This is a genomic window from Tropicimonas sp. IMCC6043 (assembly GCF_004146235.1).
Taxonomy (GTDB): Bacteria; Pseudomonadota; Alphaproteobacteria; order Rhodobacterales; family Rhodobacteraceae; genus Tropicimonas.
Genome location: NZ_SELO01000003.1, coordinates 38,278 through 62,069, shown reverse-complemented (window position 1 = coordinate 62,069; position 23,792 = coordinate 38,278). Strand labels below are relative to the sequence as shown.

Sequence of the window (23,792 nt, the reverse complement as noted above, 5' to 3'; positions counted from 1 at the left end):
ACACCCGGGGCGACCGGGGTTTGCTCGTCTGATGGAGGCCGTGATGCTGACACGCGATTACATGATCCGGGAATACCGTGCGCGTGCTGGCACCCTGCCGGCGCTCCTGATGATCTATGGCGTCCTTGTCGCCACACTGGCCGTGTCGGCCTCGGCGATCATCTGAGGACGGGCGTAGAGAAAACTCCCTTTCAGCCGGTTTAATTCGTTGCCGTGACCGCGCACCAACTGTATCGCGGCGCGATCGGTTCTGCGCGCGCAGAACATCTTCGCCGTTTGTCGGGCCAAGGCAAGACCGCCGGCCAGCGGGATGGCGCGGCGGGGGTGCCCCCCACCGCGCGTGATCTGACGGATCAGGTATCCGCTGCTTCGCCGATATTGTCGACACCCCGCTCCTCGAGCACCGTGGTGAGCCATTCCGGATCCATCTCCGGCACCGAGGAGAGCAACAGGTCGGTATAGGGATGGTGCGGCGGAGTGAACATCTCGTCCTTCGGCCCCTGTTCGACCACCTTGCCATGTTGCATCACCACCACTTCGTCGGCGATCGAGCGAACCGTCGCGAGATCGTGGGTGATGAACATGTAGGCCAGCCCCAGCTCCTGCTGCAACCGGTCGAGCAGTTTCAGGATGCCTTCGGCGACGAGCTGGTCGAGAGCGCTCGTCACCTCGTCGCAGATGATGAACTCGGGTTCGGCGGCGAGCGCCCGGGCGATGCCGATCCTCTGTTTCTGTCCCCCGGAGAGCTCGGGCGGGTAGCGGGAATAGAACTTCGCCGGATCAAGTTCGATCAGGTCGAGAAGCTCGTCCACCCGCTGCTTGAGCGCGGGTCCGTGCAAGCCGCCGTAGAACTGCGCCGGACGGCCGATGATCTCGCTGATCTTGACCTTCGGGTTCAGCGCCGTGTCGGCCATCTGATAGATCATCTGCGCCTGGCGCAGTTGGTCGCGGGTGCGGTCCTTGTAGCGCGGCGGCAGAGGCTCGCCCTTGCAGAGGATCTGGCCCGACATCGGCGGCAGAAGGCCGGTGATGCAGCGCGCCGTGGTCGACTTGCCGGAGCCGGATTCACCCACCACCGCGACTGTCATGCCCGGGTAGATGTCGAAGGAGACATCGTCGAGCACCTTCACGCCGCCGGTATAGGCCGCGTCCACGTTCTGCACCGAGATGAGCGGCTCGGTGCCGTCGGTCGGCCGGTGGCGCTGCTCGGAGTGGAAGCTGCGCACCGCCCAGAGGCTCTTGGTGTAATCCTCCTGCGGGTTGTCGAGCATCTGCCTGGTTGGAGCCTGTTCGACCTCCTCGCCCCGCAGCAGCACCTTGATCGTGTCGGCCATCTGCGCCACGACCGCGAGGTCGTGGGTGATGTAGATCGCGGCGGTGTTGAACTCGTCGACGATATCGCGGATGGCGGCCAGAACCTCGATCTGCGTGGTCACGTCAAGCGCCGTTGTCGGCTCGTCGAAGATGATGAGATCGGGGCGACAGGACATCGCCATGGCCGTCATCGCTCGCTGCAGCTGGCCGCCCGAGACCTGGTGCGGATAGCGGAAGCCGATCTCCTTGGGGTTGGGCAGGCGCAGCTGTTCGTAGAGCTGCATCGCGTCCTCCTGCGCCTCGAACCGCTTGCGGATCCGGTAGTGGACTGGTGCCTCGGTATGCTGGTCGATGATCTTGTGGCTCGGGTTGAACGAGGCCGCGGCCGATTGCGCGACATAGGCGATGCGCGAGCCGCGCAGCGCCCGCCGCTCGGCCTCCGAGGCGGTGGTCAGCTCCATCCCGTCGAACTCGATCGAGCCGTCCGAGATCCGGGTGCCGTCGCGGGCATATCCCATCGCGGCGGCGCCGATGGTGGATTTGCCGGCGCCGCTTTCGCCGATCAGGCCCATGACCTCGCCGCGATGGAGCGTGAGGTCCACGCCCTTGATGATCGGCACCCAGGTCTCGTCGGAGTAGCCCTCGATCTTGAGGTCCTTGATCTGCAGGAGGACCTCCGCGTTCTTGAACTTGTCGTGCATCTTACTGCTCCTTCAGGCCGGAGGTGCGGAAGAGCATCCAGTCGACCACGAAATTGACCGCGACCGTCAGCAGCGCGATGGCGCCGGCGGGGATCAGCGGGGTGATGTCTCCGAAGGAGATCAGCGTCGCGTTCTCGCGCACCATCGAGCCCCAGTCCGCGGTAGGCGGCTGAATGCCCAGGCCGAGGAAGCTGAGCCCCGCGATCAGCAGGAAGACGAAGCAGAACTCCAGGCCGAACTCGGCGATCAGCGGGGCGGTCGCGTTGGGCAGGATCTCGCGGCGGATCAGATACCAGTCCTTCTCGCCGCGTAGCTTCGCCGCCTCGATAAAGTCCATAACCACGATGTTGCCGGCCACCGCTCGGGTGAGGCGGAACACCCGCGGCGAGTAGATCACGGCGACGACGACGACGATCACATGCAGACCGGTGCCGAAGATCGACAGCATCAGCAGCGCGAAGATCAGCGACGGGACCGACATGATGACATCCGCCACGCGGCCCATCACCTGGTCGAACCAGCCGCCTTTGACGGCGGCGAAGAGACCCGCCATCGTGCCCATCAGGAAGGCGAGCAGGGTGGCGATCAGCGCCAGGCCCACCGAGTTGCGCGCGCCGTAGATGATCCGGCTGAACATGTCGCGGCCCAACTGGTCGGCGCCGAGCAGCATGTTGGCGTCGGGCGGCTGGAAGGCCTGGCCAATGACCTCGGCTTCGCCATGCGGCGCGATCCAGGGTGCGAAGATGCCGGCGATCGCATAGGTGAAGATCACGAACATGCCGAAGGCGGCGGTGAGTGGCGCGGTGCGCAGCTCCTTGGCGAGGTTCGGTTTCGAGATCTGGATCAGGAATTCGCGGAAGGCATAGGCGGTGCCGGCGGCGAGCGCGAGCAGGCCCGCGGAGAGGGCAACGAAGCGCAGGGCGCCGACGCCGCCGATGATCCCGAGAACGAAGGAGACGAGGGTGAGCGAGAAGATCAGCATGAAGACGCTGCGCTTCTCGTAATAGGCCGCGAGGCAGGATGCGCCGATCAGCGCGGTGTAGTAGAGGACGACGAATGTGCTCATGTTTCTGTCCTCACTTCGGGTGCCGCAGGCGCGGGTTGGTCAGGATCGCCCCGACATCCGCCGAAAGGTTCAGGAGGATAAAGGTCGCCGCGAAGATCAGGCAGCAGGCCTGCACCACCGGGAAGTCCCGCTTGGCCACCGCGTCGACGAGGAGTTGGCCGATGCCGGGATAGACGAAGACCACCTCGACGAGCACCACGCCGGTGACCAGATAGGCGAGGTTGAGCGCCACCACGTTGATGATCGGCGCCCAGGCATTGGGCAGAGCGTGCTTGACGATCACCTTCCAGGGTGGGGTGCCCTTGAGGCGGGCCATCTCGATATAGGGCGAGGCGAGCAGGTTGATGATCGCGGCCCGTGTCATCCGCATCATGTGCGCCGTGACGACGAGGACGAGCGTCAGCATCGGCAGAAACGTCCGGTAGAGAAGATCGACCAAAGACATGTCGCCTGAGATGCTCGAGATCGCCGGGAAGGCGGCGGCGCGAATGGCCAGGAAGAGGATGAGGATGTAGCCGAGAAAGAATTCTGGCGAGGAGATCGTTGAGAGCGTCGCCACGTTGGCGACCCGGTCGAAGATCGTGTTGCGGTAGAGCGCGGTGAAGACTCCGAGCAGGATTGAGATCGGCACCGCGATCACCGCCGCGTAGGAGGCGAGGAAAAGCGTGTTGACGAAGCGGCCCGAGATTGCCGCGCTGACGCGCTCACCTGACACCAGCGAGACGCCGAAATCGCCCTGGATGGCGCCGAAGAGCCATTCGAAATACCGCACCGGCGCCGGACGGTCGAGCCCGAGCTGTTCGCGCATCGCGGCGACGGTTTCTTCGGTCGCGCCCTGTCCGAGCACGGCCTGGGCGATGTCGCCCGGCAGCAGTTCCACGGCGAAGAAGATCAGCACCGAGACGACGAGGATCGTGAGCAGTCCGAAACCGAGCCGCTTTAAGACCAACCGTGATAGGTCGCCCATATGTCCCTCCGGAAATCCGCCCGACGACCGGCAGTCGGGATCGGTTGTTTCATTGAACAAGGCGGGCCAGCGCAGACAGGAGGCCGCCTCCGGGGCATGGCTGTCAAGCGCGGCCGCTCTATGCCCCCGGAAAGGCTTGCCCCGGCGCGGTCACCGCGCCGGGGCATCGCCATCTTGTATCAGCCGACGGACCACCAGCGGCTGGCGGCGCGGGCTCCGTCACATTCCCAGCTCGCCGCGAGTGCATCGGGCGTGCCGATATTGGAGCGGCTGGCATAGACGAAGTTGTTGAAGAACGGGATGATGGTGCCGCCCTCGTCGCGGAGGATGATCGCCATCTCGCGATAGATCTCGGCGCGCTTGGCGTCGTCGAGCTCGGCCTTGCCCATCAGCAGCAGTTCGTTGAACCGTTCGTTGTTGAAATGGCTCTCGTTCCAGGCCGCATCGGCCTTGTAGGCCAAAGTGTACATGACGTCCGGCGTCGGGCGTGCGCCCCAGGACACGAGGGTGAAGGGCTTCACCAGCCAGACATCCGAGTAGTAGCCGTCATTGGGCTCGCGCACGACGTTGACGTTGATGCCCGAGGCCTTGGCCTGCTCCGAATAGAGGACCGCCATGTCCACCGCGCCGGCATAGACGCTGTCGGCGGTCGAGATGCTGACCGTCAGCCCCTCGGCTCCCGCCTTCTTCAGGAGCGATCTCGCCTGGTCGGGATCATACTCGCGCTGCGGGATGTCGTCGGGCCAGTAGGGCTGGGCCGGCGAATGGTGGAAGTCGTTGCCCTTGGTGGCCGCGCCGAAGGCGATCTTCTCGATGATCTCGTCGCGGTTGATGGAGAGCTTCAGCGCATTGCGCACGTCGACATTGTCGAAGGGCGGTGTGTCGCAGAACATCGGCATGGTGATGGCACCGGCCGAAGGGATGTTGTGGATGTTGATGTTCGGATCGCGCTGCAGAAGCGCCATGGTCTTGAGCTCGATCAGCGAGACAGCGTCCACGTCGCCGGTGACAAGCGCGGTCTGACGGGCGTTCGGATCGTTGAGGACGAGGATCTCGACCTTGTCGAAATAGGCGCCCTCGCGATGCCAGCCGTCGTGGCGCGAGAGCTGCCATTGCACGCCGAAATCGCCGCCGTCAATCTTGTAGGGGCCGGTTCCGTCGCCGGACTGCCAGTCGATCGTGCCGTCCTCGTTGGCCGGGCAGATGGCGAAGTGATAGTCGGTCATCAGCCAGGGCAGGTCGGCATTGCCGCCGTTGAGCTTGATCTTGACGGTGTGGTCGCCGTCCTTGGTGATCTCGACGACATCGGTCAGCAGTGCCTTGGCCGCCGAGGTCGTGCTTTCGCCGCGGTGATGGTTCAGCGAGGCGATGACATCATCGGCCGTGCATTTCTTGCCGCTGTGGAAGGTGGCGTCCGGGTTGATCTCGAAGGTCCATTCCGACGCGTCGGCGGAGGCCGACCAGCTGTCGGCGAGGTCCGGCCCGAGCGATCCGTCGCCCATGATCATCGTCAGGTAGGAACGATGGGTATGGGCAAGATAGATCATCTGCCGGGTGACATAGGTGCCCGGATCATGATTGTCCGAGGTGTTGCCGTCATGCAGACCCCAGCGGAACGTGCCGCCCTGTTTCGGCTGTGCTGCCGCCTTTGTGGTCCACAGGCCCGTGGCCGTAGTGGCCGTCAGGCCCGCAGCAATCGACGTATTGATGAAGTCGCGGCGCGAGATGCTGCCCGTGCGCGCGGCATCGGAAATCCTGTCAATCAGGAAGCGGTTCGTCTTGGTCATTTCTAACCCCCTAGTTTGTTTGTTTGCCGTCCGGCGTCGTAATCGCGCCGCTGAACAAAGAGCGTTCCTCGCGAGTGGCGTGCGGGAGTGCTCAAAAACGACATGAACTATAACAAACACGAACACACCGGATTATCCAGCCCGTATTGTAACGATCTCCTTGAGGTACGCTTCCTATTATTTCCTATTATCGCCTCGGTATGCAGCCTTTTCCTGGATCGGCCGGCCGTTTCTGCGCGCGGAGACCCTCCGCCTGACCGGCGTTCCGTTTTCAAGGATGGCTGCCGGAGAAGCCTTCCGCAAGGGCATCGGAAACCTTCGCCGGGCCGCCTGTCAAGCCGCCCGTCAAAACGCTTTCCTTTGAGGACGGACTCCCTTACTTCTCGTACCTGTTCAAAAAGCGACGTCAGGCTGCCTAAAGGCGACAGCCTTTTCCCGCGCCGGTCGCAGGTAAAATAACAGGGAACCAAGATGACCGAACGAACCACTTCTCCGGCATTGCTGCGCCCCACACGGCGCACCTTTCTTCGCACCTCCGCAGCGGCGGCAGGCCTCGCCGGTACGGTTCCGCTGCTTGGTGCAAAACCTGCGCGCGCGCAGCAGAAGCGTGGCGGCCTGATCCGGTCCGCCAAGGGCCACGGCAACACGAGCGACACACTGGATCCGGCAACCTGGACCAACGGGTTCACCGTCGCGCTGACCTATGGGATGAACGGGTTCCTGACAAAGGTCGGCGTCGATGGCTCGCTCGAGCCGGACGTGGCCGAAAGCTGGGAGGCCAGCCCCGACGCGAAGACCTGGCGGTTCACGATCCGCCCCGGCATGACCTTCCATTCCGGACGGCCTGTCACGGTCGACGACGTGATCGCCTCGGTCAACTATCACCGCGGCGAAAATTCGAAATCGGTCGCCAAGCCGCTCGTCGCCCCGATCGTCGATATCCGCAAGGACGGCGAGGGTGTCGTGGCCTTCGACCTCGAGACCGGCAGCGCCGACTTCCCCTTCGTCTTCACCGACTACCACATGGCGATCCTTCCCTCGGATGGCGCGGGTTCCATCGACTGGCGCTCCGGCGACGGCTGCGGCGCCTATCGCCTGGTGGAGTTCGATCCCGGCGTGATTGCCCGTTTCGAGCGTTTCGAGGACGACTGGAACCAGGATCGCGGCTTCTTCGATGCGGTCGAGATGCTGTCGATCGTCGACCTGAATGCGCGGACGACGGCGCTTGTCTCCGGCGACGTCGACGTGATCGACAAGCTCGACCTCAAGACGGTGGCGCTCCTGGGGCGCAATCCCGGCATCCAGATCCATTCGATCGCCGGGCCGCAATATTACAGTTTCGCCGCGCGCGCGGACACGTCGCCGCTCGACGACGTCAACGTGCGGCTGGCGCTCAAACACGCGATCAACCGGGAGGAACTCGTCGAGAAGATCCTCTTCGGCCATGGCACCGTGGGCAAGGACCAGCCGATCGGGCCGAGCTACCGGTTCCACGATCCCGATATTGCGCAAACGCCCTATGATCCGGACAAGGCGAAGTTCTATCTCAAGGAGGCCGGGCTCGACGGGCTGAACGTGCAGCTCTCGGCGGCCGATGCGGCCTTCCCCGGCGCCGTGGACGCGGCGGTTCTCTACCAGAACTCGGCCGCGGCGGCGGGCATCACCCTCGACGTCAAGCGGGTGCCGAATGACGGCTACTGGTCGGATGTCTGGCTGAAGGCGCCGTTCTGCGCGGTCTACTGGGGCGGGCGCCCGACCGAGGACCAGATCTTCACCACGGCCTACGAGAGCGGTGCGGCCTGGAACGACAGCAAGTGGTCCAACGCGCGGTTTGACGAGTTGCTGGTAACGGCGCGGGCCGAACTCGACGAGGCCAAGCGGCGGGAGATGTATTCCGAGATGCAGCAGATCGTGTCGACCGATGGCGGCACGGTACTGCCGATGTTCGCCAATTTCGTCTTCGCCACTGGCAGTCGCGTCGTCCACGGCGACATGGCGTCGAATTTCGACCAGGATGGCGAGCGCTGGATGGAGCGCTGGTCGCTGGCCGACTGAAACTGCGGCGCGCCGGCCCGACCGGTCGGCGCGCCTGTTCCGGCTACCTGCCACGCGCGGAGCCTGTATACCACGCTGACGTGTTTGTCGCTGCAACGCGGCGAGTAAATCCGTTGACTAGTATGGAAGTTTGGGTTTCTTTCCCGTCCAGAGACTCGCCGAATACTGGTCGAAGCATCGTGAACTATGATCCGTCACACCCGATCGGCCCCCAGCTGCACGCGATCCTGCGCCAGCAGATCATCCGCAACGCCCTGCCGGCCGGGACGCAGATCTCCGAGACAGAGGTCGCTAAGAATTTCGGCATCTCCCGGCAGCCGGTCCGTGAGGCATTCATCAAGCTGGCCCAGGAAGGGCTGATCGAGATCCGGCCGCAGCGCGGCACGGTGGTCCGCAAGATCGACGCCGGCGAGGTACTGGACGCGCGGTTCGTGCGCGAGGCCGTCGAGGCCGACATCATGAAGTTGCTCGCCGCGGAGGTCCCGCCCGGCGTGGTGTCGGACCTGCGCCGCCAGCTCGACGAACAACGACGCGCCGCCGAACGCTCGCCGGCGGAGTTCATCCAGGCCGACGAAACCTTTCATCGCACGCTCGCCGACGCGGCAGGCAAGGTGAATGTCTGGGATGTCCTGCAAGGGCTGAAGTCGCAGATGGACCGGGTCCGGTTTCTCAGCTTCAATCCCATGCGCTACGACACGCTGATCGAGCAGCACGGCCGGATCGTCGATGCCATCGAGAAGAACGACGTGCGCGGCGCCGAACTGGCCGCGCGCGAACATCTCCGCACGGTCCTGGAGGACCTGCCCCTAATCATGCGCGCCAATCCGGACGTCTTTACCGACGCGCCGGCTGCGGCGGGCTGAGACTTCAACAAAGGAGGAAACCATGATCCTGAAACGCACGCTCGGGGGCCTGCTTGGCGCCGGCCTGATCGCGACGCTGATGTCCGGAACCGCGATGGCGGCCGACATGACGCTGAAACTCGGCCACCTGGCCAACGAGGAAAACCCCTGGCACCTCGCCTCGGTGAAGTTCGGCGAGGAGCTCGAGAAGCTCACCGATGGCCGCATCGCGGTCGAGGTCTTCCCCAACGAGTCGCTTGGCAAGGAGATCGACCTGATCAACGGCATGCAGCTCGGCACCGTGGACATGACGATCACCGGTGAGTCCCTGCAGAACTGGGCGCCGATGGCCGCGCTCCTGGCCGTTCCCTATGCCTACAAGTCGCTCGAGCACATGGACGAAGTCGCCTCCGGCGAGATCGGGGACGAGATCGAGGCGCAGATCATCGAGAAGGCGCAGATCCGGCCGATCGCCTATTTCGCCCGCGGTCCGCGCGACCTGACCTCCAACGAGCCCTACGCCCATCCGGACGACCTCAACGGGCTGAAGATGCGCGTGCCCAACGTGCCGCTCTTCGTCGACGTCTGGTCCGCGCTCGGCGCGCAGCCGACGCCCATGGCCTTCTCCGAGGTGTTCACCTCTCTGCAGAACGGCACCATCGGAGCGCAGGAGAACCCGCTCGCCCTCATTCGCTCCGCGAATTTCAACGAGGTCCAGAAATACGTGAACATGACCGATCACGTCCGCTCCTGGATCTACCTGACGATCGCCGAGCAGACCTGGGCGAAGCTCTCCGACGAGGACAAGGCCGCCGTCATGGAAGCCGCTGCAACCGCGCAGGCCTATGAGCGCGAGCTCTTCCTCAAGAGTCTCGAGGACGACCGTGCCTATCTCGAAGAGAAGGGCATGACCTTCGTCGAGGTCGACGGTGCAGCCTATGCCGCCAAGGCCAAGGACGCCGTTCTTGCCAACGTCAATGACGAGATCAAGCCGATCGTCGAAAGCCTCTTCAACAACTGAGTTCCCACTCACGACAACGCGCCGACGCCTCCGGGCGTCGGCGCACCCTTCTTTTTCCTCAGGACACCAGGAACATGGCTCTTCTCGACAGGCTCACGAAGCTTCTGGCGACGATATGCATGATCGGCGTCGGTCTCTCCTTCGCCACGCTGATCGTCGTCGTGCTGATCCAGGTCGTCGGGCGAACCATCGGCTCCTCGCCGGTCTGGACCGAAGAACTCACCCGCTTCGCGCTGCTCTATCTTGCCGCCTTTGGAGTCGGCCTGTCGCTGCGCTCGGGAGATCTCGTCAATGTCGACGTGATCTGCGACAACCTCCCCGCGCCGCTGCCGTGGCTGCTGCGGTTGATCTCGGCAGTGCTCTCCGGCGGGCTGGCCCTTCTGCTGATTTCGCACTCGTGGAAGTTCACCGCGATCGGCCGGATGCAGACCTCGCCCGCGCTTGGGCTCCGCATGACCTATGTCCATTTCACCGTGACTCTGCTGCTCGGGCTGCTCTTCCTTTTCGCCGCGCTCAAGGTGATCGGGATGCTCCTCGGCGACGACGGAATCCCGCTCAAGCACAAGGAACCGTGAGGCGATGGAAGTCTGGGTCCTCTTCTCTGTCTTCGTCACCGGTCTCATCATCGGCGTGCCGGTCGCGGTCACGCTCGGCCTTTCCTCCGCGACCTACCTGATACTCAAGGGCATCCCGCTCGTCGTCATGCCGCAGAAGATCTATGCCGGCATGGACGTCTTCGTGTTGCTCTCGATCCCGGGTTTCATCCTCGCCGGCAACCTGATGAACCGCGGCGGCATCACCAACCGCATCATTCGCTTCGCCAACGCGCTCGTGGGCTGGATCAGGGGCGGCCTCGGGCTGACCAACATCGCCGCCTCGATGCTCTTCGGCGGCATTACCGGCACCGCGGTGGCCGATGCCGCCTCGATCGGCGGCGTGATGATCCCCGGCATGAAGAAAGCCGGCTATCCCGCTGATTTCTCGGCCGCAGTCACCGCCGCCTCCTCAACCGTCGGGCCAATCATCCCGCCCTCGGTGCCGATGATCATCGTCGGCGCGCTCTCCGGAATCTCCGTCGGCAAGATGTTCATGGCTGGCGCCGTGCCGGGCATCCTGATGGGGCTGGCGATGATGGTGACCTGCTACATCATATCAGTGCGCAAGAATTTCCCGCGTCAGGCGTGGCAGGGCTTCGGCGAGGTGTTCGGCTCCCTGGCCCATGCCTTCTGGGCGCTCGCGATGACCGGCCTGATCATCTACGGCCTGCTCTCCGGCCTCGCCACGCCGACCGAGACCGCCGTCGTCGCCTCGGTCTATGCCTTCATTGTCGGCGCCTTCGTCTACCGCGAACTTCCCGTCCGCGACGTGCCCCAGGTGCTGATCGAAAGCGGCATCTCCTCGGCGGCGATCCTGGCGCTTGTCGGCTTCGCGAATGTCTTCGGCTGGATCCTCGTCTCGGAACAGATCCCGCAAGCCATCGCCAATGCGGTTCTGTCGATGACCGACAACCGGATCGTGGTGATCCTCATCATCAATGTCCTGCTGCTCTTTGTCGGCATGTTCATGGAGACCATCGCGGCGCTTATCATCCTCTTCGTGCCGCTCCTGAGCCTCGCGCAGGCCGTCGGCATCGAGCCACTGCATTTCGCTACCTTCGCGGTGCTCAACCTGATGATCGGGCTCACCACGCCGCCGGTCGGCGTCTGCCTCTTCGTCTGTGCCGGCATCGCCAAGCTGCAACTGACGCCGGTCGTCCGCGCCATCTTCCCCTTCCTGCTGACCAATATCCTGGTGCTCTTTGCGGTCTCCTACTACTCGCCGCTCGCCACCTGGCTTCCCTCGCTCCTGGAATGAAAGACTGAACCATGACCACCCGCGTCTGCCGCCTCCACGCCCAGCACGACATCCGCATCGAGGAGCTTCCCACCGAGCGGCCCGGCCGCGGCGAGGTGCTGGTGGCGACCGGTGCGGGCGGGATCTGCGGCTCGGACCTGCACTACTATCAGGATGGCGGCTTCGGTCCGATCCGGGTGCGAGAACCGATCATCCTCGGCCACGAGGCGGCCGGGACGGTGATCGAACTGGGCGAGGGCGTCGAGGGGCTCGCGGTCGGCGACCGCGTGGCGATGAACCCCTCAAACCCCTGCGGTGCCTGCAAGTTCTGCGCCAGGGGGCTCTACAACCACTGCCTCGAGATGCGTTTCCGGGGGTCGGCGATGCGGATGCCGCATGAGCAGGGGCTCTTCCGCGACCGTGTCGCCATCAACGCCGCGCAATGCGTCAAGGTGGGCGAGGGGATCTCGATCGGCGAGGCGGCCTGTTCGGAGCCGCTCGCGGTCTGTGTCCACGCCCGGGCGCAGGCGGGGTCCCTCTCGGGGCAGTCGGTTCTGGTCACCGGCTCCGGCCCGATCGGCGTGCTCTGCGCCGCGCTCGCGGCCGAGGCAGGCGCCGCTGAGGTGGTGGTGACGGATCTTCAGGACGTGCCGCTCAAGGTCGCGGAGGCCATGGGCGCGACCGAGACCATCAATGTCGCCACGCATGGCGCGCGGCTGGCCGATTTCGCCGCCGACAAGGGGCATTTCGACACCTGTTTCGAATGCACCGCCGCGGCGCCGGCGATCCGTTCGGCCATCGAGACGCTGCATCCGCGCGGCACGCTCGTGCAGGTCGGCGTGACCGGCGACCTGCCGCTGCCGGTCAACCTGCTGGTCTCCAAGGAGGTCAACCTCAGGGGCTCGCACCGCTTCCACCCGGAATTCGCCGAGGCGGTGGCGCTGATCAACTCCCGCATCATCGACCCGCGGCCGATGATCACCCAGACCTTCCCGCTGGAAGAGGCGCTTCAGGCCTTCGAGATCGCGGGGGACCGTTCGGCTGCGGTCAAGGTGCAGCTCGCTTTCGCAGGGTAGGAGCGTTGCCAGAGGCGCGACGTCATCCGCGTCATTCAAGGCGAATTGGTACGGTGTTCCTGCGGGATTCCAGGTCAAGAACTGAGAAAATGACTGGAGAGGGGGCGCCGTTACCCCCTCTCCCGGCCTTCCGGAAGCGGGAAGTGGGTGACGGCAGGGCATCCCCCGGTGGCGGTGCAGCCGGGGCAGCCGCTGCAGCCTTCGCCCGAGGCCGCCTTGGCGCGGCGGCGCAGGAAGCCGCGCAGCAGGTAGGCCAGCGCCAGCGCCCCGATCAGCGCGATGACGGCGATTTCCAGCGGCCCGGTCGCGGCCTCGGCACCGATATCGATCAGCGGTTGCGTGCTCTCGGTCATTACGCCGCCTCCCGCACGTGGCGCGGCCGCAACTGTGGCAGCCAGGGCTTGGGCAACGCCACCACCAGAAGCAACCCCAGCATCAGCAAGTAGACCGCCGTCATGGTCTGCAACCCGCTGAGGCCGAGCGCCGTGGCCGAGGTAAAGACGGCGGAGGCGACGGCGAGGCCGAGCATCGTCGAGAAGGCTATGGAGAAGGCCATCCATTTGAGTGAGCCGGTCTGCACCCGGATCATGATGACGGTGGCGAGGCAGGGCGGATAGAGCGCGAAGAACAGCATCAGCGCCACCGCCGAGACCGCCGTGCGGCCCTCGGCGGCCTGCTGCGTGCCCATCCGCTCGGCCAGCGAGAGGTTCTGCCCGTCTTCCTGATCATAGAGCACGCCGAGCGTGGCGACCGAGTTTTCCCGCGCGGCGAAGGAGGTCAGGAGCGTGATATTGATCTTCCAGTCGAAATCGGCATAGCGCGTCACCGGTTCCAGCCCGCGGCCGATGCTGCCGAGAAGGCTGGTCTCGAGCCGCTCCCGGCGCATCTGCCGCCGCAGATCGCTGCGCTCCTGTGCGAGCGTCGCCAGCGTCGCCTGCGCGCTGCGCTCTGCCTCGGTCGTTCCGCCGAGGAGGAAGGGGGCAATCTCCGGATGTGCAGCGCGGATCCCGGCGTCGAGCGCGGCGCGGTCCGCCGGATCGTCGGTGGCCTCGCGCTCCGCGGAATACGCCCCTTCGAGTTCGATGAGAGCGATCAGCTGCGCCGGGTCGAGGACCGTCTGGCGCAGCGGGTTCCCCTCGAGATCGGTGTAGAACTGCGCGATGGCCGCCTCGGCCGCGCTCTCGTAGCTCTCCAGCCGATCCGACGGCAGGCCGGGCATCAGCAAGAGACCGTAGATCACCACCGCGACGGCGACCACCACCGTCGCGACCTTCCTGACATAGAGCCAGGTCCGGCTGAGGGAGCGGTGCAGGACCGCCGAAAATTTGGGCAGGTGATAGGCGGGCAGCTCCATCACGAAGGGCGCGGTCTCCTCGTTGCGGAGCACCGAGGAGGTCAGCAGCTTGGCCACCAGCAACGCCACGATCACCGTGATCGTGGCGAGATAGAACAGCATGAGCCCGCGCGCATCGGGGAAGTAGATGTTGATGAGCAGCGTGTAGAGCGGGATCTTCGCCAGGCAGTTCATGAACGGCACGGTCAGGATCGTGGCCAAGCGGGCGCGGGCGTCGGGGATCGCCTTGGTCGCCATCACGCCGGGGACCGCGCAGCCGCCGGCGAAGACGCCGGAGAGGATGAAGGGCAGGGTGGACTGTCCGTGCAGGCCGAAGCGCTGCAGGATGCGGTCGAGGATGAAGGCGATCCGCGCCATGTAGCCCGAATCCTCCAGGATCGCGATCAGCGCGAAGAGGATCAGGAAGATCGGCACGAAATTCAGCAGCGTCAGCACCGCGTCGGCGATCCAGAGCCCCATCGCGCGGATCTGCGGATCGTGCAGGAAGCCGGGATCGGGCAGGAGGCTGGCCAGGAGGTCGCGCAGCGCGGCAAGCGCCGGCCAGGTCGCATCGGCGAGGTTCGACCCCTCGACGATGGAGAACTGGTAGATCACCCAGACGGTGGCGAGCAGGAAGACCGGTGCGGCAAACCGGTTGAGCAGCACCCGGTCGATCCGTTCGGAGACCGGAACCTCTCCGGCGCGCGTGTCGGTCACCGAGGCGGCGAGGATGGCCCCGGCATGGGTGTCCCGGCAGGAACTGACCTGATCGCCCGCGCTCAGGCCCTGGCGCGCCTCGAAGCCGGCGCGGGCGCGGTAAATCCGGTCGAGCAGGCCGTGCGGGTTCTCCAGGCGGTCGGCCAGCAGCGCCTCGGCCTCGCGATCGCCCTCGATCAGCTTGACTGCGAGCCAGCGGGCGGAGAAGTCCTGCAGCCGGGGCTCGGCGGCAAGCTCGGCCTGGATGGCGGCGACCTCATCCTCGAGTGGCCCGTAATTCAGCGTTGCCGGCGTGACCCGCTCGGCCGAGGCAGCCCGTGCGATCGCCGCGCGCAGCTCGGCCTCGCCCTTGCCGCTGCGGCCCACCACCGGGACCACCTCCACGCAGAGGCGGCGTTCGAGATGGGCGATGTCGATCTCGAGGCCGCGGCGCTCGGCGGCATCCATCATGTTGAGCGCAACCACGACGCGGAAGCCCATTTCGAGCAACTGGAAGGTGAGCGGCAGCGCGCGGCGCAGGTTGGTGGCGTCGATCACGTTGACGACGACATCGGGCCGCTCCTCGAGAAGGAACCTGCGCGCGACGCGTTCCTCCAGCGAAAAGGCCGCCAGCGAATAGGCGCCGGGGAGGTCGACCACCTCGAAGCGCCGGCCATGTGCGACGTAGCTGCCGGATTTCTTGTCTACGGTCACGCCGGGGTAATTGGCGATATGCTGGGTGAGCCCCGTCAACATGTTGAAGATTGTCGATTTGCCGGCATTCTGTTGGCCGGCGAGCGCGATCAGGGCGGGCGCGGAATCAGGCATCGGAGACTTCGATATGGGCGGCCTCGCGGCGGCGCAGGACGATGAAACTGTCGCCGAGCCGGAGCTCGATCGGATCGTTGAGCGGCGCGCGGCGCAGCACGGTAATCTCGCGTCCGGGCTGGAAGCCGAGGTCGAGGAGGCGCTGGCGGACCGGGCCATGCCCGTGCAGGCGGCAGATCCGGCAGGAGGCGCCCGGGAGGATGTCGCAGAGGCTTACATCCTCACCGCGTTCGCGGCAGCAGGCCTCGTGGCACCGGTTGCGGCGGCACGGCCGGCCCTTGCCTCGTCCGAGGCCCATCGTCTGAAGGATTGCGCGTCGCATGCGGCCCTTCCCTTACTTCCGTCGCGCCGGGTCGCGCCCGTCGACAGGTCCGCTCTACGCCGCCTGAGTAAATTACTCAACTATTTTCTTGGGCGACATTCGGTCGCGAACCGGAAGCCGGATACAGACCCGCGGGACCGGCAGATTCCGTATCAGGCCGCGGATTCGTAGAAGGGGCGGGGGAGGTCTCCGGTCTCGAGCGCGGCGCGGGCGGCGCGGCCGGCTTTCATCGCCTCGGCGATGGTGACGTCCATGTCGAGATAGCGATAGGTGCCGAGACGTCCGACAAAGGTCACGCGGCGTTCCGCCTCCGCCAGCGCGACGTAGCGGCCGAGCAGATCCTTGTCCGAGACGAGGCGGATCGGGTAGTAGGGAATGTCCCCGGCCTCGCAGGCGCGGGAGTATTCCCGGAATTGCAGGCTGCCACGCGTCTCGTCCAGCGACCAGGGCGCGAAATACTTGTGGTCGGTGATCCGGGTCCAAGGCACATCGGCGTCGCAGTAATTGAGTACCGCGTTGCCGATCCCCTCGTCGTCCGCGCTTCGGATCTCCTTGAAATCCAGAGTCCGGTAGCCGAGCCGCCCCAGCCGGTGACCGAAATAGCGGTCGATCGGGCCGGAATAGAAGAGATGAAGCGGAGCCTCGTCGAGATCCTCGAAGCGGCTGCCGAGCCGTGTCTCGATGCCCTCGTGATCGAGGATCGAGGCGACGAGCGCGGTGTAGCCTTCGGCCGGGATTCCCTGGAACGCATGGTTAAAGTAGTTGTCGTCATAGGTGAAGCGCAGCGGCAGGCGCTTCAGGATCGAGGCGGGCAGGTCGGAGGGTTCCACGCCCCATTGCTTGCGCGTGTAGCCGTGGAAGAACGCCTTGTAGATCTCGTCGCCGACGAATTTCAGGGCCTGTTCCTCGAAGGTCTGCGGCTCGGCGATGTCCTGGCGCGACCGTTCGGCGATGAAGGCGCGGGCCTCGGCGGGATTCATCGCGGTGCCGAAGAGCTGGTTGATCGTGTGGAGGTTGATGGGCAGCGAATAGACCCGTCCGCCGGAGACCGCCTTCACCCGGTTTACATAGGGCATGAATGTCGCGTGGGAATTGACGTAGTCCCAGACTTCCCGGTTGTCGGTGTGGAAGATGTGCGGTCCGTAGCGATGCACCATGATGCCCGTTTCGGCGTCGCGCTCGGTGTGGCAATTGCCGGCGACATGGTCGCGCTCGTCGATCACCAGCACCCGATGACCGGCCTCGGCGAACTCGCGTGCGATCACCGCGCCCGAGAAGCCCGCTCCCACGCACACGATCCTGCGATCCGCCGACATGCCGCCCCTCCATTTCCGGCTCCGTTCCCGGCGTTCCGACCATATCGGCGGCGCGAAGGCAAGGCCGCGGCGGTGTTTGTCCGCAGCCCGGAGGTCAGCTGCGCGGGTCTGGCTCGGGGCCGCCAGCTTCGCGGTAGAGCGCGGCATGAGCGGCCAGGAAGCGCTCCATCGAATACTGCGCTTCGACGCGCGCCCGCGCGGCATGGCCAAGTCCGGGCAGGGCGCCGGCGGCGCGTGCGGCGAAGTAATCGTCGATCAGCCGCACGATCTCGCCCGGCGGAACCAGCGCGCCGACTTCGGCATCCACCGCCTCTCCGATGCCGCCGGTGTCGAAGGCGAAGACCGGCAGGCCGCAGGCCATCGCCTCCAGCATTACCAGCGGGAAGTTGTCGGCATGAGTCGGCAGAAGCAGAGCCTCGGCGCGGCGATACGCAGCGGCGAGCCCGGCACGGTCGTCGAACCGGCCAAGATAGGAGAGCGTGAGCGGACCCGTCTCGACCCGGGCGCCGTCCTCACCGCCTCCGACCAAGAGGAGCTCCATACGCCGCCCCGTCCGCGCGAGGTGGCGGCGGATCTCGGAGACATAGGGGCCGCCCTTGCGCAGGTCGCCGATATGATTGGCGATAAACAGCATGCGGGGCGGGCCGTCCACGTCCGGGGGCGAGCCGTCAGGGCGGAAGATGTCGAGCGCGACGCCGTTCGGGATCACGCGCACCGCCGCACCGGGCGCGCGCTCGGACACCCGTCGGGCCAGCCACCGGCTCGGCGTGACGATCTCCACGCGGCCGGCGGACAGCACGGCGAGGCGGCGCTCCTGCATCTCGCCGGTGCGGTCGCGAGTGACGCGTAGTGGCCACTGGCCAAGCATCGGGCAGGCGCCGCAGCGCGTGCGCCAGGCGCTGCAACCGAGCGGATAGAGGCAGCCGCCTGTCAGCGCCGACATGTCGTGCAGCGTCCAAATCACCCGGCGATGGCCGCCGGCGAGGTGGTCGAGCGTGCGTGGGGCGAGGACAGTCGAGATATCATGCGCATGGACGATGTCGGCGCTTCGGATGCCGGGATCGAGGAAGGGCAGTTCGTATGGCGTGTGGTCGACCCAGCCGCGCCGCGCCGCGCGACGGCGCAGCTTCGCCACCAGTCCGGGGAAACGGGACACCACAGGCCGGTAGCCTGGCGGCGGCGTCGGGGTGAGCTTGCCGACGAAACGGTCGATGGCCAGATCGTCGGCATCCGCGAGCCCGGCATAAAGATCGTCGGCAACCCGGCTCGCCCCACCGCCCCGAGCATCGGCCTTGCTCAGCATCGCGATCCGTATCAGATGCGTCATCTGCCGTCTCCGGTCGGGTTGAGGGGGACGGCGATGCAGTCCGGATCGCGATCCGGCGCCTCCGGCATTTGTCGTGCCTTCAGCCCCTTGCGCCGCGCCATCTCGACATCGAAACGGGGCGACGCGCCGATATGCAGGATCTCGGCGCGGTCTACTCCGAGCCGCAGCGGGATCCACTCGTAGAGGCTGCCGCTCGCCTTTCGAAGACCGGTTTCGCCGGCGAGAAAACAGGTGACGTCCGGCGGATAGCCCATTTCGGCGAGCACCGTCTCGACGAAGTCCTGCGGCAGTAGGCTGTCAGACGCGATCACGAGCCGCTTGCCGGCAGCGCGGGCGGCATCGAAGACCTGGCGGCCGAGCGGATGAGGCGAGAGTAGTTTGCGTTCCTCGGCAAGCTCCAGCGCCATGAGTTCGTCAGCCACATCGACCCGCTCAAGCAGCAATTCGGCAAGCGTCTCGTGAATCTCCTCGAGCGAGGTGGCCTCCCGTCCGTCCGGCCGGTCGCGACGGCAGGCGATCTCGGTGGCCTGGCGCCGCGCGGCGATGATTTCGACCGCCCCGCCCGGCGGGGTGTGCCGGGCCGCGACCGCCTCTGCGAAAGCGCCAAAGACATCGTCGGGCGCGGTCTGCCGGCGTTGGATCAGCGTGCCGAACAAGCCGAAGGACACCACCCGGACCGCCGGGTCGCCGATGGCCTCGATCAGAGCTTTCTGCACATCCTTCGGCAAAACCCGTCGCTCCCGCTGCCGTTTGCCGGCATGCCCCGGCCGACCGCCCTGTCGGGACAGCTAGCCCTTTCGCCGAAGCAGGTCCAGAGGCGCAGCCCGGCTCCGCACCCGAATGGCCCAATGACGACGCGGCCTCCGAAAAACCGCCATGACCTTGGTCTCTTTGACATCGACTGGCGCGCCGTCGGCTGCGAAAACACCGCTGTGGCAAGCAATCCTGCCGGTGCCCACCGTCCTTCACCGAACGAGTCCGATCACGAGATGCAGATCGACGAGCACCGTGTTCACCAGGCGTTCCGCCTCAGCGTCATTCTCAAGGGACTGCACGCGCTGATCGAGATCGCGGGCGGGCTCGTGTTCTACCTCGTCCCTGCGTCGACCGTCCTACTCTGGGTCGAGCGACTGACGCTCAACGAGCTGACGGAGGATCCCCGGGATGTCGTGGCCACGCATCTCCTGCAGGCCGCGCACCAGCTGACCGACGCCACGGACTCCTTCTATGCCTTTTACCTTATCAGCCATGGACTTATCAAAGTCGTCCTCGTGGCCGGGTTGTTGCGCGAGAAGCTGATCGCCTATCCGCTGTCCCTCATCGCGATGAGTGGGCTCATCGCCTATCAGCTCTACCGCTACAGCTATACCCATTCGGCAGGGCTGATCCTGCTGACGCTTTTCGACATCGTCGTCATCGTCCTCGTCTGGCACGAATGGCGCCTGCAACGGAAGCGGCACCCAGCAGATTGACCGGTACCGACGCCGGCGGTCCGGGGTGGCTACTCGGCCGCGAGTGCCACGATGCGCGGGACGACGGCGAAACGGCGGGCGGCCTCGTGGCTCAGGTGGGTCAGCACACCGCCCGAGATCGTCATCTCGATCGCGCGGGTCTCCGCGTTGACGGCGACGACATCGGCGCGGCGGCCGAAATCGAGTCTGCCGCGATCATGCAGGCGAAGGATGTCGGCGGGCGCCTCGGAGATCATCGACCAGGCCCGCGGCAGGTCGCAGAGCCGGCGGTCGATCAGGTTCCAGGCCGCGCGGGCCAGGCTGGAATAGTCATCCTCCGATGCCAGCGCGTCGCAAAGCTTCTGCGCGATCAGGTCGGTCGCGCGGACGCAGCCCGGGCGGGGGCCGCCGTGCAGCACGTTCTGCGCGCTCAGGATCACCGGGTCATTCATCGCCTTGGCGGCAGCGGCCGCGCGGCGGGTGGTCGGGAACTCAGCGATGCTGGCGCCGATCATCGAGAAGGTCTCGCGCGTCTCGCCATCGGGGTCGGCATGGCTGCCGAAGCGAACGCCGAGCGTGTCAAAGGCGTCGGCCAGCCGGCAGAGATGCCGCGGAACTTCCTTCTCGCGGGCCAGCAGGACCTGTAGCTCCGCCTTGCGGCGCTCGAATCTCTGCGCATCGCGGAAAGCCCCGTCAGCAACCGTGGCGGGACCGGCACGCAACGCCTCGACCGCCCGTCCGAGATGGTTTTTGAAGATCACGTAGTCGACCGCGTGGCGGCGGATTGCGGCGAGCAACCGGTTTGCCGTGTCGATCATGTGGGTCTCGCTGCGGATCTGCACCCGCAGGTCGGTTCCCGTCCGGTCGCGGCAGGCGGCATGGACGGCGAGAAAGCGCTCGGCAAAATCCGGGCCGCGGATGCCGCCCTCCCAGGACCAGGAGAGCGCCAGCCAGGCTGTGGTGACGCCATGGGACGCGGCCTCGCACTCGGTCAGGTCGAGACAGCGGCGGATGTCGGACGCAGTTCCGGAAGAGGGCGCGACAACGCGCTCGAAGGCCACGCCATGGAGGTCGATGATGCCGGGCAGCAGGAGGTAGCCGCGCATGTCCACCTCGGGCAGCGGACCCTTGGTGATCCGGCCGTCTGCGAGTGCCAGCGAACGGCGCTGGAGCGCGCCGTCGCGAAGGATCTGCGCGCCGGTGAAGCGCACGGGAGGAAGTGCCGTCAGCATGGGATAACCCGGATGGTTCGCGTCGAAACTGTTCGCTGTGGATAACTCTTCTCTGTATCGCCCATGTGACATCTTCCGCGTTTCGTGCGCGCCGGTGGGCATTCCCGGAGCGGATCCTGCCGGCCGCGGCGGAAAAGTCGCGCTGCGGGAGGTTTGACGCCGCCGGGAAGGAGTCCGATAACGGGCGCGCTGGCGACGGGCCGGCCGAAAAGGAGCGTTCGCAATGAAGACACGGGTTCTGGGAAAAGACGGATTCGAGGTCAGCGAGGTCGGACTCGGCTGCTGGCAGATCGGTGCGGATTGGGGAGAGGGCGTGAACCGCGACATCGCGCGGGAGATCCTCGAGACCGCCGTCAATCACGGCGTACGCTTTTTCGACACTGCCGATGTCTACGGCGCCGGGCGCAGCGAGGGCATCATCGGGCAGTTCCTGAAGCATCACGAGGGCCCGGAGATCCGCGTCGCGACGAAGTTCGGACGCGCGCCGGGCGTCTACCCCGACGGCTACACCGAGGACGCGCTGCGCCGCGGCGTCGACGGCTCCCGCGAGCGGCTGGGGGTCGAGACGCTCGATCTGCTGCAACTGCACTGCATTCCGTCCCAGGTGATGCGCGACGGCGCGATCTTCGACTGGCTGCGGGCGTTGCAGCAGGAAGGCGCGATCCGGCATTTCGGCGCCTCGGTCGAGACCGTCGAGGATGGGCTGATGTGCCTCGAGCAGGACGGGCTGCAATCGCTTCAGGTGATCTTTAACCTGTTCCGGCAGAAACTGGTGACCGAACTCTTGCCGGAGGCCGAGGCGAAGGGCGTGGGCATCATCGTCCGCCTGCCGCTGGCCAGCGGGCTTCTGAGCGGGCGCTACACGACCGAGACAACCTTTGCCGAGACCGATCACCGCAATTTCAACCGCGACGGGGCGGCCTTCAACGTGGGCGAGACCTTTGCCGGGCTGCCTTTCGAGACCGGCGTCGAGCTGGCCGATGCGCTGAAGGCGTTCCTGCCGGAGGGCATGACGCTGGCCAAGATGTCCCAGCGATGGATCCTCGATCACCCCGCGGTCTCGACGATCATCCCTGGCGCGAGCGCGCCGGACCAGATCCTGCGCAACACGGACGCCTCGGACCTGCCGCCGCTTTCGCCCGAGCTGCACGCGACGCTGACCGAGTTCTACGAGACCCGCGTGAAGGACCATATCCGCGGAGCGTATTGAGACGGGCGGGACGGGCGGTCGTCCAGTGAGGCCGGTCCCCGTCCCTTTCCCCGGTAAGGTCGTAGCGTCGCGGTCTCTCAGATCCGGCGCGGCCAGCGCAATTCTGACCCTTGCTGCCGCGCCCGGTCGCCAGAACCGCCGCGGTGCATCCGCCGATTCGGACCCTTAGCATGACGGGGCGCGCGTGGGCCGTTTTGCGCTTCGATTTCCGGTCGCGGGTGACGCGTCCGTCGGATGGACGCGTTCCGGCTACTTCGTGTCGATCGGCTGCGGGCCGTCGCCGATCTCGTCATAGCCGGCCCAGCCGTATTTCCCAGTCGTCGGTGGCAGGTCCCGCTCCTTCACGTCTCGATGCATGTGCGCCTTGGCGACGAAATTCGCGGTGATCGGAGCGGTGATGAAGATGAAGGCCGTGATCAGCAGTTCATGGAAGGAGATACGGTCGGCGAACGCGGCAAAATAAATCATTGATGCGATCAGCACGCCACCGACCCCGAGCGTCGACGCCTTGGTGGGCGCGTGCAGCCGGCGCATCGTGTCGTCGAGCTTGATGAGGCCGAAGCTGCCCAAGAGGCAGAAGCTTCCGCCGACCACGAGTATGAAGGAAACGATGATTTCCGCGAAAAGCTCCATGGATCCGATCCCTCCTATTCGATGATGTTGCCGCGCAGGATGAAGCGGCAATAGGCGACGGTTGAGACGAAGCCGAACATGGCGATGAGCAGCGAGACCTCGAAATACACCGCCGTGTCCAGCAGGATGCCGTAGACATTGAGAAGTGCGATCGCGTTCACCACCAGTGTGTCGAGCGCCAGGATGCGATCGACGACGCCGGGGGCGAAACGGATGCGCCAGAGATTGAGCAGCATGCCGACGGAGAGGCAGGCGACGGCGTAATAGAGCGCGTATTGGATCATTCGAAAATCTCCTTCAGGCGGCGCTCGTAGCGGTGCTTGATCTCGTCGCGCACGGCGTCGGGATCGTCGGTGTCGAGGCAATGCACCAGCAGGTGGCTCGCATCGGCGGCGAGCATCGCGGTCACGGTGCCGGGCGTCATGGTGATGGTGCCGGCGAGGATGGTGATCGCCTCGGGCGAGCGCAGGTCCAGCGGCACAACGATCCAGTGGCTGTGCGTGTTTGCATTGGACTTGAAGAGGATGATGCGGGCGACCGTCACGTTGGCCACGCAGATGTCCCAGATCACCAGCAGGATGTAGCTCACAGCCTTGAACGGGCGGGCGATGCGGGGCTGGTTGGGCCAGAAGGGCTGGGTGATGCCCGGGATCGCAACGCCAATGATCAGGCCGAGGATCACGTTGCCGACGGTGACGTTGTTGACCAGCAGGAGCCAGATCAGCAGCAGGAAGGCGGTGAGCTGCGGGTGCGGGAAGACGCGGAGCAGGATGCGCTTAATC

General features: G+C 65.7%; 23 protein-coding genes. 9 read left to right on the top strand and 14 right to left on the bottom strand.

Translation table 11 applies throughout. The features are described from left to right. Positions 1-43 precede the first annotated feature (43 nt). Positions 44-166 carry a hypothetical protein gene (locus EU800_RS27885; protein ID WP_256369752.1) on the top strand — a complete coding sequence of 41 codons (123 nt, stop codon included), beginning with the start codon at positions 44-46 and terminating at the stop codon, positions 164-166. Between the two features lie 187 nt (positions 167-353). Here EU800_RS27885 and EU800_RS04585 read toward each other — a convergent pair whose 3' ends face one another. The 4 genes from EU800_RS04585 to EU800_RS04570 form a co-directional block, all read right to left on the bottom strand. Beyond that, positions 354-2,015, bottom strand: coding sequence for an ABC transporter ATP-binding protein (locus tag EU800_RS04585; protein WP_129629022.1), 1,662 nt, complete (start codon positions 2,013-2,015; stop codon positions 354-356). Position 2,016: 1 nt separating this feature from the next. Then, on the bottom strand, positions 2,017-3,081 hold the full coding sequence (locus tag EU800_RS04580; RefSeq protein WP_129629020.1) for an ABC transporter permease: 1,065 nt from the start codon (positions 3,079-3,081) through the stop codon (positions 2,017-2,019). Between the two features lie 10 nt (positions 3,082-3,091). Next, positions 3,092-4,048, bottom strand: a complete 957-nt coding sequence (locus EU800_RS04575; protein WP_129629018.1) for an ABC transporter permease — start codon at positions 4,046-4,048, stop codon at positions 3,092-3,094. Between the two features lie 179 nt (positions 4,049-4,227). Further along, the gene (locus EU800_RS04570; RefSeq protein ID WP_129629016.1) at positions 4,228-5,835 is read right to left on the bottom strand and encodes an ABC transporter substrate-binding protein; all 1,608 of its coding nucleotides are present in this window, start codon (positions 5,833-5,835) and stop codon (positions 4,228-4,230) included. A 471-nt stretch (positions 5,836-6,306) separates the two neighbouring features. Here EU800_RS04570 and EU800_RS04565 point away from each other — a divergent pair, with 471 nt between their 5' ends. The 6 genes from EU800_RS04565 (at position 6,307) to EU800_RS04540 (ending at position 12,662) form a co-directional block, all read left to right on the top strand. Beyond that, a complete protein-coding gene (locus tag EU800_RS04565; RefSeq protein WP_129629014.1) occupies positions 6,307-7,890 on the top strand; it encodes an ABC transporter substrate-binding protein in 1,584 nt (527 codons plus the stop codon). A 179-nt stretch (positions 7,891-8,069) separates the two neighbouring features. Continuing rightward, a complete protein-coding gene (locus tag EU800_RS04560; RefSeq protein WP_242500403.1) occupies positions 8,070-8,753 on the top strand; it encodes a GntR family transcriptional regulator in 684 nt (227 codons plus the stop codon). 79 nt (positions 8,754-8,832) lie between these two features. Then, positions 8,833-9,753, top strand: a complete 921-nt coding sequence (locus EU800_RS04555; protein WP_371685578.1) for a TRAP transporter substrate-binding protein — start codon at positions 8,833-8,835, stop codon at positions 9,751-9,753. 74 nt (positions 9,754-9,827) lie between these two features. Beyond that, a complete protein-coding gene (locus tag EU800_RS04550) occupies positions 9,828-10,328 on the top strand; it encodes a TRAP transporter small permease (RefSeq protein WP_129629010.1) in 501 nt (166 codons plus the stop codon). Between the two features lie 4 nt (positions 10,329-10,332). Continuing rightward, a complete protein-coding gene (locus EU800_RS04545; RefSeq protein WP_129629008.1) occupies positions 10,333-11,607 on the top strand; it encodes a TRAP transporter large permease in 1,275 nt (424 codons plus the stop codon). Positions 11,608-11,618: 11 nt separating this feature from the next. Continuing rightward, positions 11,619-12,662, top strand: a complete 1,044-nt coding sequence (locus EU800_RS04540; protein WP_129629006.1) for an L-idonate 5-dehydrogenase — start codon at positions 11,619-11,621, stop codon at positions 12,660-12,662. A 110-nt stretch (positions 12,663-12,772) separates the two neighbouring features. On the opposite strand, the gene EU800_RS04535 is transcribed toward EU800_RS04540, so the two are convergent. The 6 genes from EU800_RS04535 to EU800_RS04510 all read right to left on the bottom strand — a co-directional run bounded on the left by EU800_RS04535 (position 12,773) and on the right by EU800_RS04510 (position 19,212). Further along, complete coding sequence (locus tag EU800_RS04535; RefSeq protein ID WP_129629004.1) at positions 12,773-13,015, bottom strand: FeoB-associated Cys-rich membrane protein; 243 nt, start codon at positions 13,013-13,015, stop codon at positions 12,773-12,775. After that, a complete protein-coding gene (feoB, locus tag EU800_RS04530; RefSeq protein ID WP_129629002.1) occupies positions 13,015-15,519 on the bottom strand; it encodes a ferrous iron transport protein B in 2,505 nt (834 codons plus the stop codon). The genes EU800_RS04535 and feoB overlap by 1 nt, the downstream gene beginning before the upstream one ends. Then, complete coding sequence (locus tag EU800_RS04525) at positions 15,512-15,841, bottom strand: FeoA family protein (protein WP_207209852.1); 330 nt, start codon at positions 15,839-15,841, stop codon at positions 15,512-15,514. Before EU800_RS04525 ends, feoB begins: the two co-directional genes overlap by 8 nt. Positions 15,842-15,993: 152 nt before the next feature. Next, positions 15,994-17,157 carry a UDP-galactopyranose mutase gene (locus tag EU800_RS04520; RefSeq protein ID WP_129629000.1) on the bottom strand — a complete coding sequence of 388 codons (1,164 nt, stop codon included), beginning with the start codon at positions 17,155-17,157 and terminating at the stop codon, positions 15,994-15,996. Positions 17,158-17,251: 94 nt separating this feature from the next. Then, the gene (locus EU800_RS04515; RefSeq protein ID WP_129628998.1) at positions 17,252-18,484 is read right to left on the bottom strand and encodes a glycosyltransferase; all 1,233 of its coding nucleotides are present in this window, start codon (positions 18,482-18,484) and stop codon (positions 17,252-17,254) included. Next, positions 18,481-19,212, bottom strand: a complete 732-nt coding sequence (locus tag EU800_RS04510) for an HAD family hydrolase (protein WP_129628996.1) — start codon at positions 19,210-19,212, stop codon at positions 18,481-18,483. The genes EU800_RS04515 and EU800_RS04510 overlap by 4 nt, the downstream gene beginning before the upstream one ends. 120 nt (positions 19,213-19,332) lie before the next feature. On the opposite strand from EU800_RS04510, the gene EU800_RS04505 reads away from it, so the two are divergent. After that, on the top strand, positions 19,333-19,956 hold the full coding sequence (locus EU800_RS04505; protein WP_207209851.1) for a DUF2127 domain-containing protein: 624 nt from the start codon (positions 19,333-19,335) through the stop codon (positions 19,954-19,956). 29 nt (positions 19,957-19,985) lie between these two features. Here EU800_RS04505 and EU800_RS04500 read toward each other — a convergent pair whose 3' ends face one another. Continuing rightward, positions 19,986-21,167, bottom strand: a complete 1,182-nt coding sequence (locus EU800_RS04500; protein WP_129628994.1) for an alpha-D-ribose 1-methylphosphonate 5-triphosphate diphosphatase — start codon at positions 21,165-21,167, stop codon at positions 19,986-19,988. Positions 21,168-21,390: 223 nt separating this feature from the next. Between EU800_RS04500 and EU800_RS04495 the strand changes: the two genes are divergently transcribed. After that, a complete protein-coding gene (locus EU800_RS04495) occupies positions 21,391-22,377 on the top strand; it encodes an aldo/keto reductase (RefSeq protein WP_129628992.1) in 987 nt (328 codons plus the stop codon). Positions 22,378-22,626: 249 nt separating this feature from the next. On the opposite strand, the gene EU800_RS04490 is transcribed toward EU800_RS04495, so the two are convergent. Genes EU800_RS04490 through EU800_RS04480 form a run of 3 tightly spaced genes read right to left on the bottom strand, consistent with a single transcriptional unit; the run spans position 22,627 to position 23,782 of the window. Further along, complete coding sequence (locus EU800_RS04490; protein WP_129628990.1) at positions 22,627-23,010, bottom strand: Na+/H+ antiporter subunit G; 384 nt, start codon at positions 23,008-23,010, stop codon at positions 22,627-22,629. 14 nt (positions 23,011-23,024) lie between these two features. Further along, positions 23,025-23,294, bottom strand: a complete 270-nt coding sequence (locus tag EU800_RS04485) for a K+/H+ antiporter subunit F (protein WP_129628988.1) — start codon at positions 23,292-23,294, stop codon at positions 23,025-23,027. Continuing rightward, a complete protein-coding gene (locus tag EU800_RS04480) occupies positions 23,291-23,782 on the bottom strand; it encodes a Na+/H+ antiporter subunit E (protein ID WP_129629562.1) in 492 nt (163 codons plus the stop codon). Before EU800_RS04480 ends, EU800_RS04485 begins: the two co-directional genes overlap by 4 nt. Between the last annotated feature and the right edge of the window lie 10 nt (positions 23,783-23,792).

Coding starts and splice junctions, on each gene's coding strand:
- EU800_RS04585 (WP_129629022.1), bottom strand. CDS start 2,015: ATGCACGACAAGTTCAAGAACGCGGAGGTCCTCCTGCAGATCAAGGAC.
- EU800_RS04500 (WP_129628994.1), bottom strand. CDS start 21,167: ATGCTGACGGCACTTCCTCCCGTGCGCTTCACCGGCGCGCAGATCCTT.
- EU800_RS04550 (WP_129629010.1), top strand. CDS start 9,828: ATGGCTCTTCTCGACAGGCTCACGAAGCTTCTGGCGACGATATGCATG.
- EU800_RS27885 (WP_256369752.1), top strand. CDS start 44: ATGCTGACACGCGATTACATGATCCGGGAATACCGTGCGCGTGCTGGC.
- EU800_RS04515 (WP_129628998.1), bottom strand. CDS start 18,484: ATGACGCATCTGATACGGATCGCGATGCTGAGCAAGGCCGATGCTCGG.
- EU800_RS04545 (WP_129629008.1), top strand. CDS start 10,333: ATGGAAGTCTGGGTCCTCTTCTCTGTCTTCGTCACCGGTCTCATCATC.
- EU800_RS04570 (WP_129629016.1), bottom strand. CDS start 5,835: ATGACCAAGACGAACCGCTTCCTGATTGACAGGATTTCCGATGCCGCG.
- EU800_RS04580 (WP_129629020.1), bottom strand. CDS start 3,081: ATGAGCACATTCGTCGTCCTCTACTACACCGCGCTGATCGGCGCATCC.
- EU800_RS04505 (WP_207209851.1), top strand. CDS start 19,333: ATGACGACGCGGCCTCCGAAAAACCGCCATGACCTTGGTCTCTTTGAC.
- EU800_RS04490 (WP_129628990.1), bottom strand. CDS start 23,010: ATGGAGCTTTTCGCGGAAATCATCGTTTCCTTCATACTCGTGGTCGGC.
- EU800_RS04520 (WP_129629000.1), bottom strand. CDS start 17,157: ATGTCGGCGGATCGCAGGATCGTGTGCGTGGGAGCGGGCTTCTCGGGC.
- EU800_RS04525 (WP_207209852.1), bottom strand. CDS start 15,841: ATGCGACGCGCAATCCTTCAGACGATGGGCCTCGGACGAGGCAAGGGC.
- EU800_RS04555 (WP_371685578.1), top strand. CDS start 8,833: ATGTCCGGAACCGCGATGGCGGCCGACATGACGCTGAAACTCGGCCAC.
- EU800_RS04575 (WP_129629018.1), bottom strand. CDS start 4,048: ATGGGCGACCTATCACGGTTGGTCTTAAAGCGGCTCGGTTTCGGACTG.
- EU800_RS04540 (WP_129629006.1), top strand. CDS start 11,619: ATGACCACCCGCGTCTGCCGCCTCCACGCCCAGCACGACATCCGCATC.
- EU800_RS04535 (WP_129629004.1), bottom strand. CDS start 13,015: ATGACCGAGAGCACGCAACCGCTGATCGATATCGGTGCCGAGGCCGCG.
- EU800_RS04485 (WP_129628988.1), bottom strand. CDS start 23,294: ATGATCCAATACGCGCTCTATTACGCCGTCGCCTGCCTCTCCGTCGGC.
- feoB (WP_129629002.1), bottom strand. CDS start 15,519: ATGCCTGATTCCGCGCCCGCCCTGATCGCGCTCGCCGGCCAACAGAAT.
- EU800_RS04495 (WP_129628992.1), top strand. CDS start 21,391: ATGAAGACACGGGTTCTGGGAAAAGACGGATTCGAGGTCAGCGAGGTC.
- EU800_RS04565 (WP_129629014.1), top strand. CDS start 6,307: ATGACCGAACGAACCACTTCTCCGGCATTGCTGCGCCCCACACGGCGC.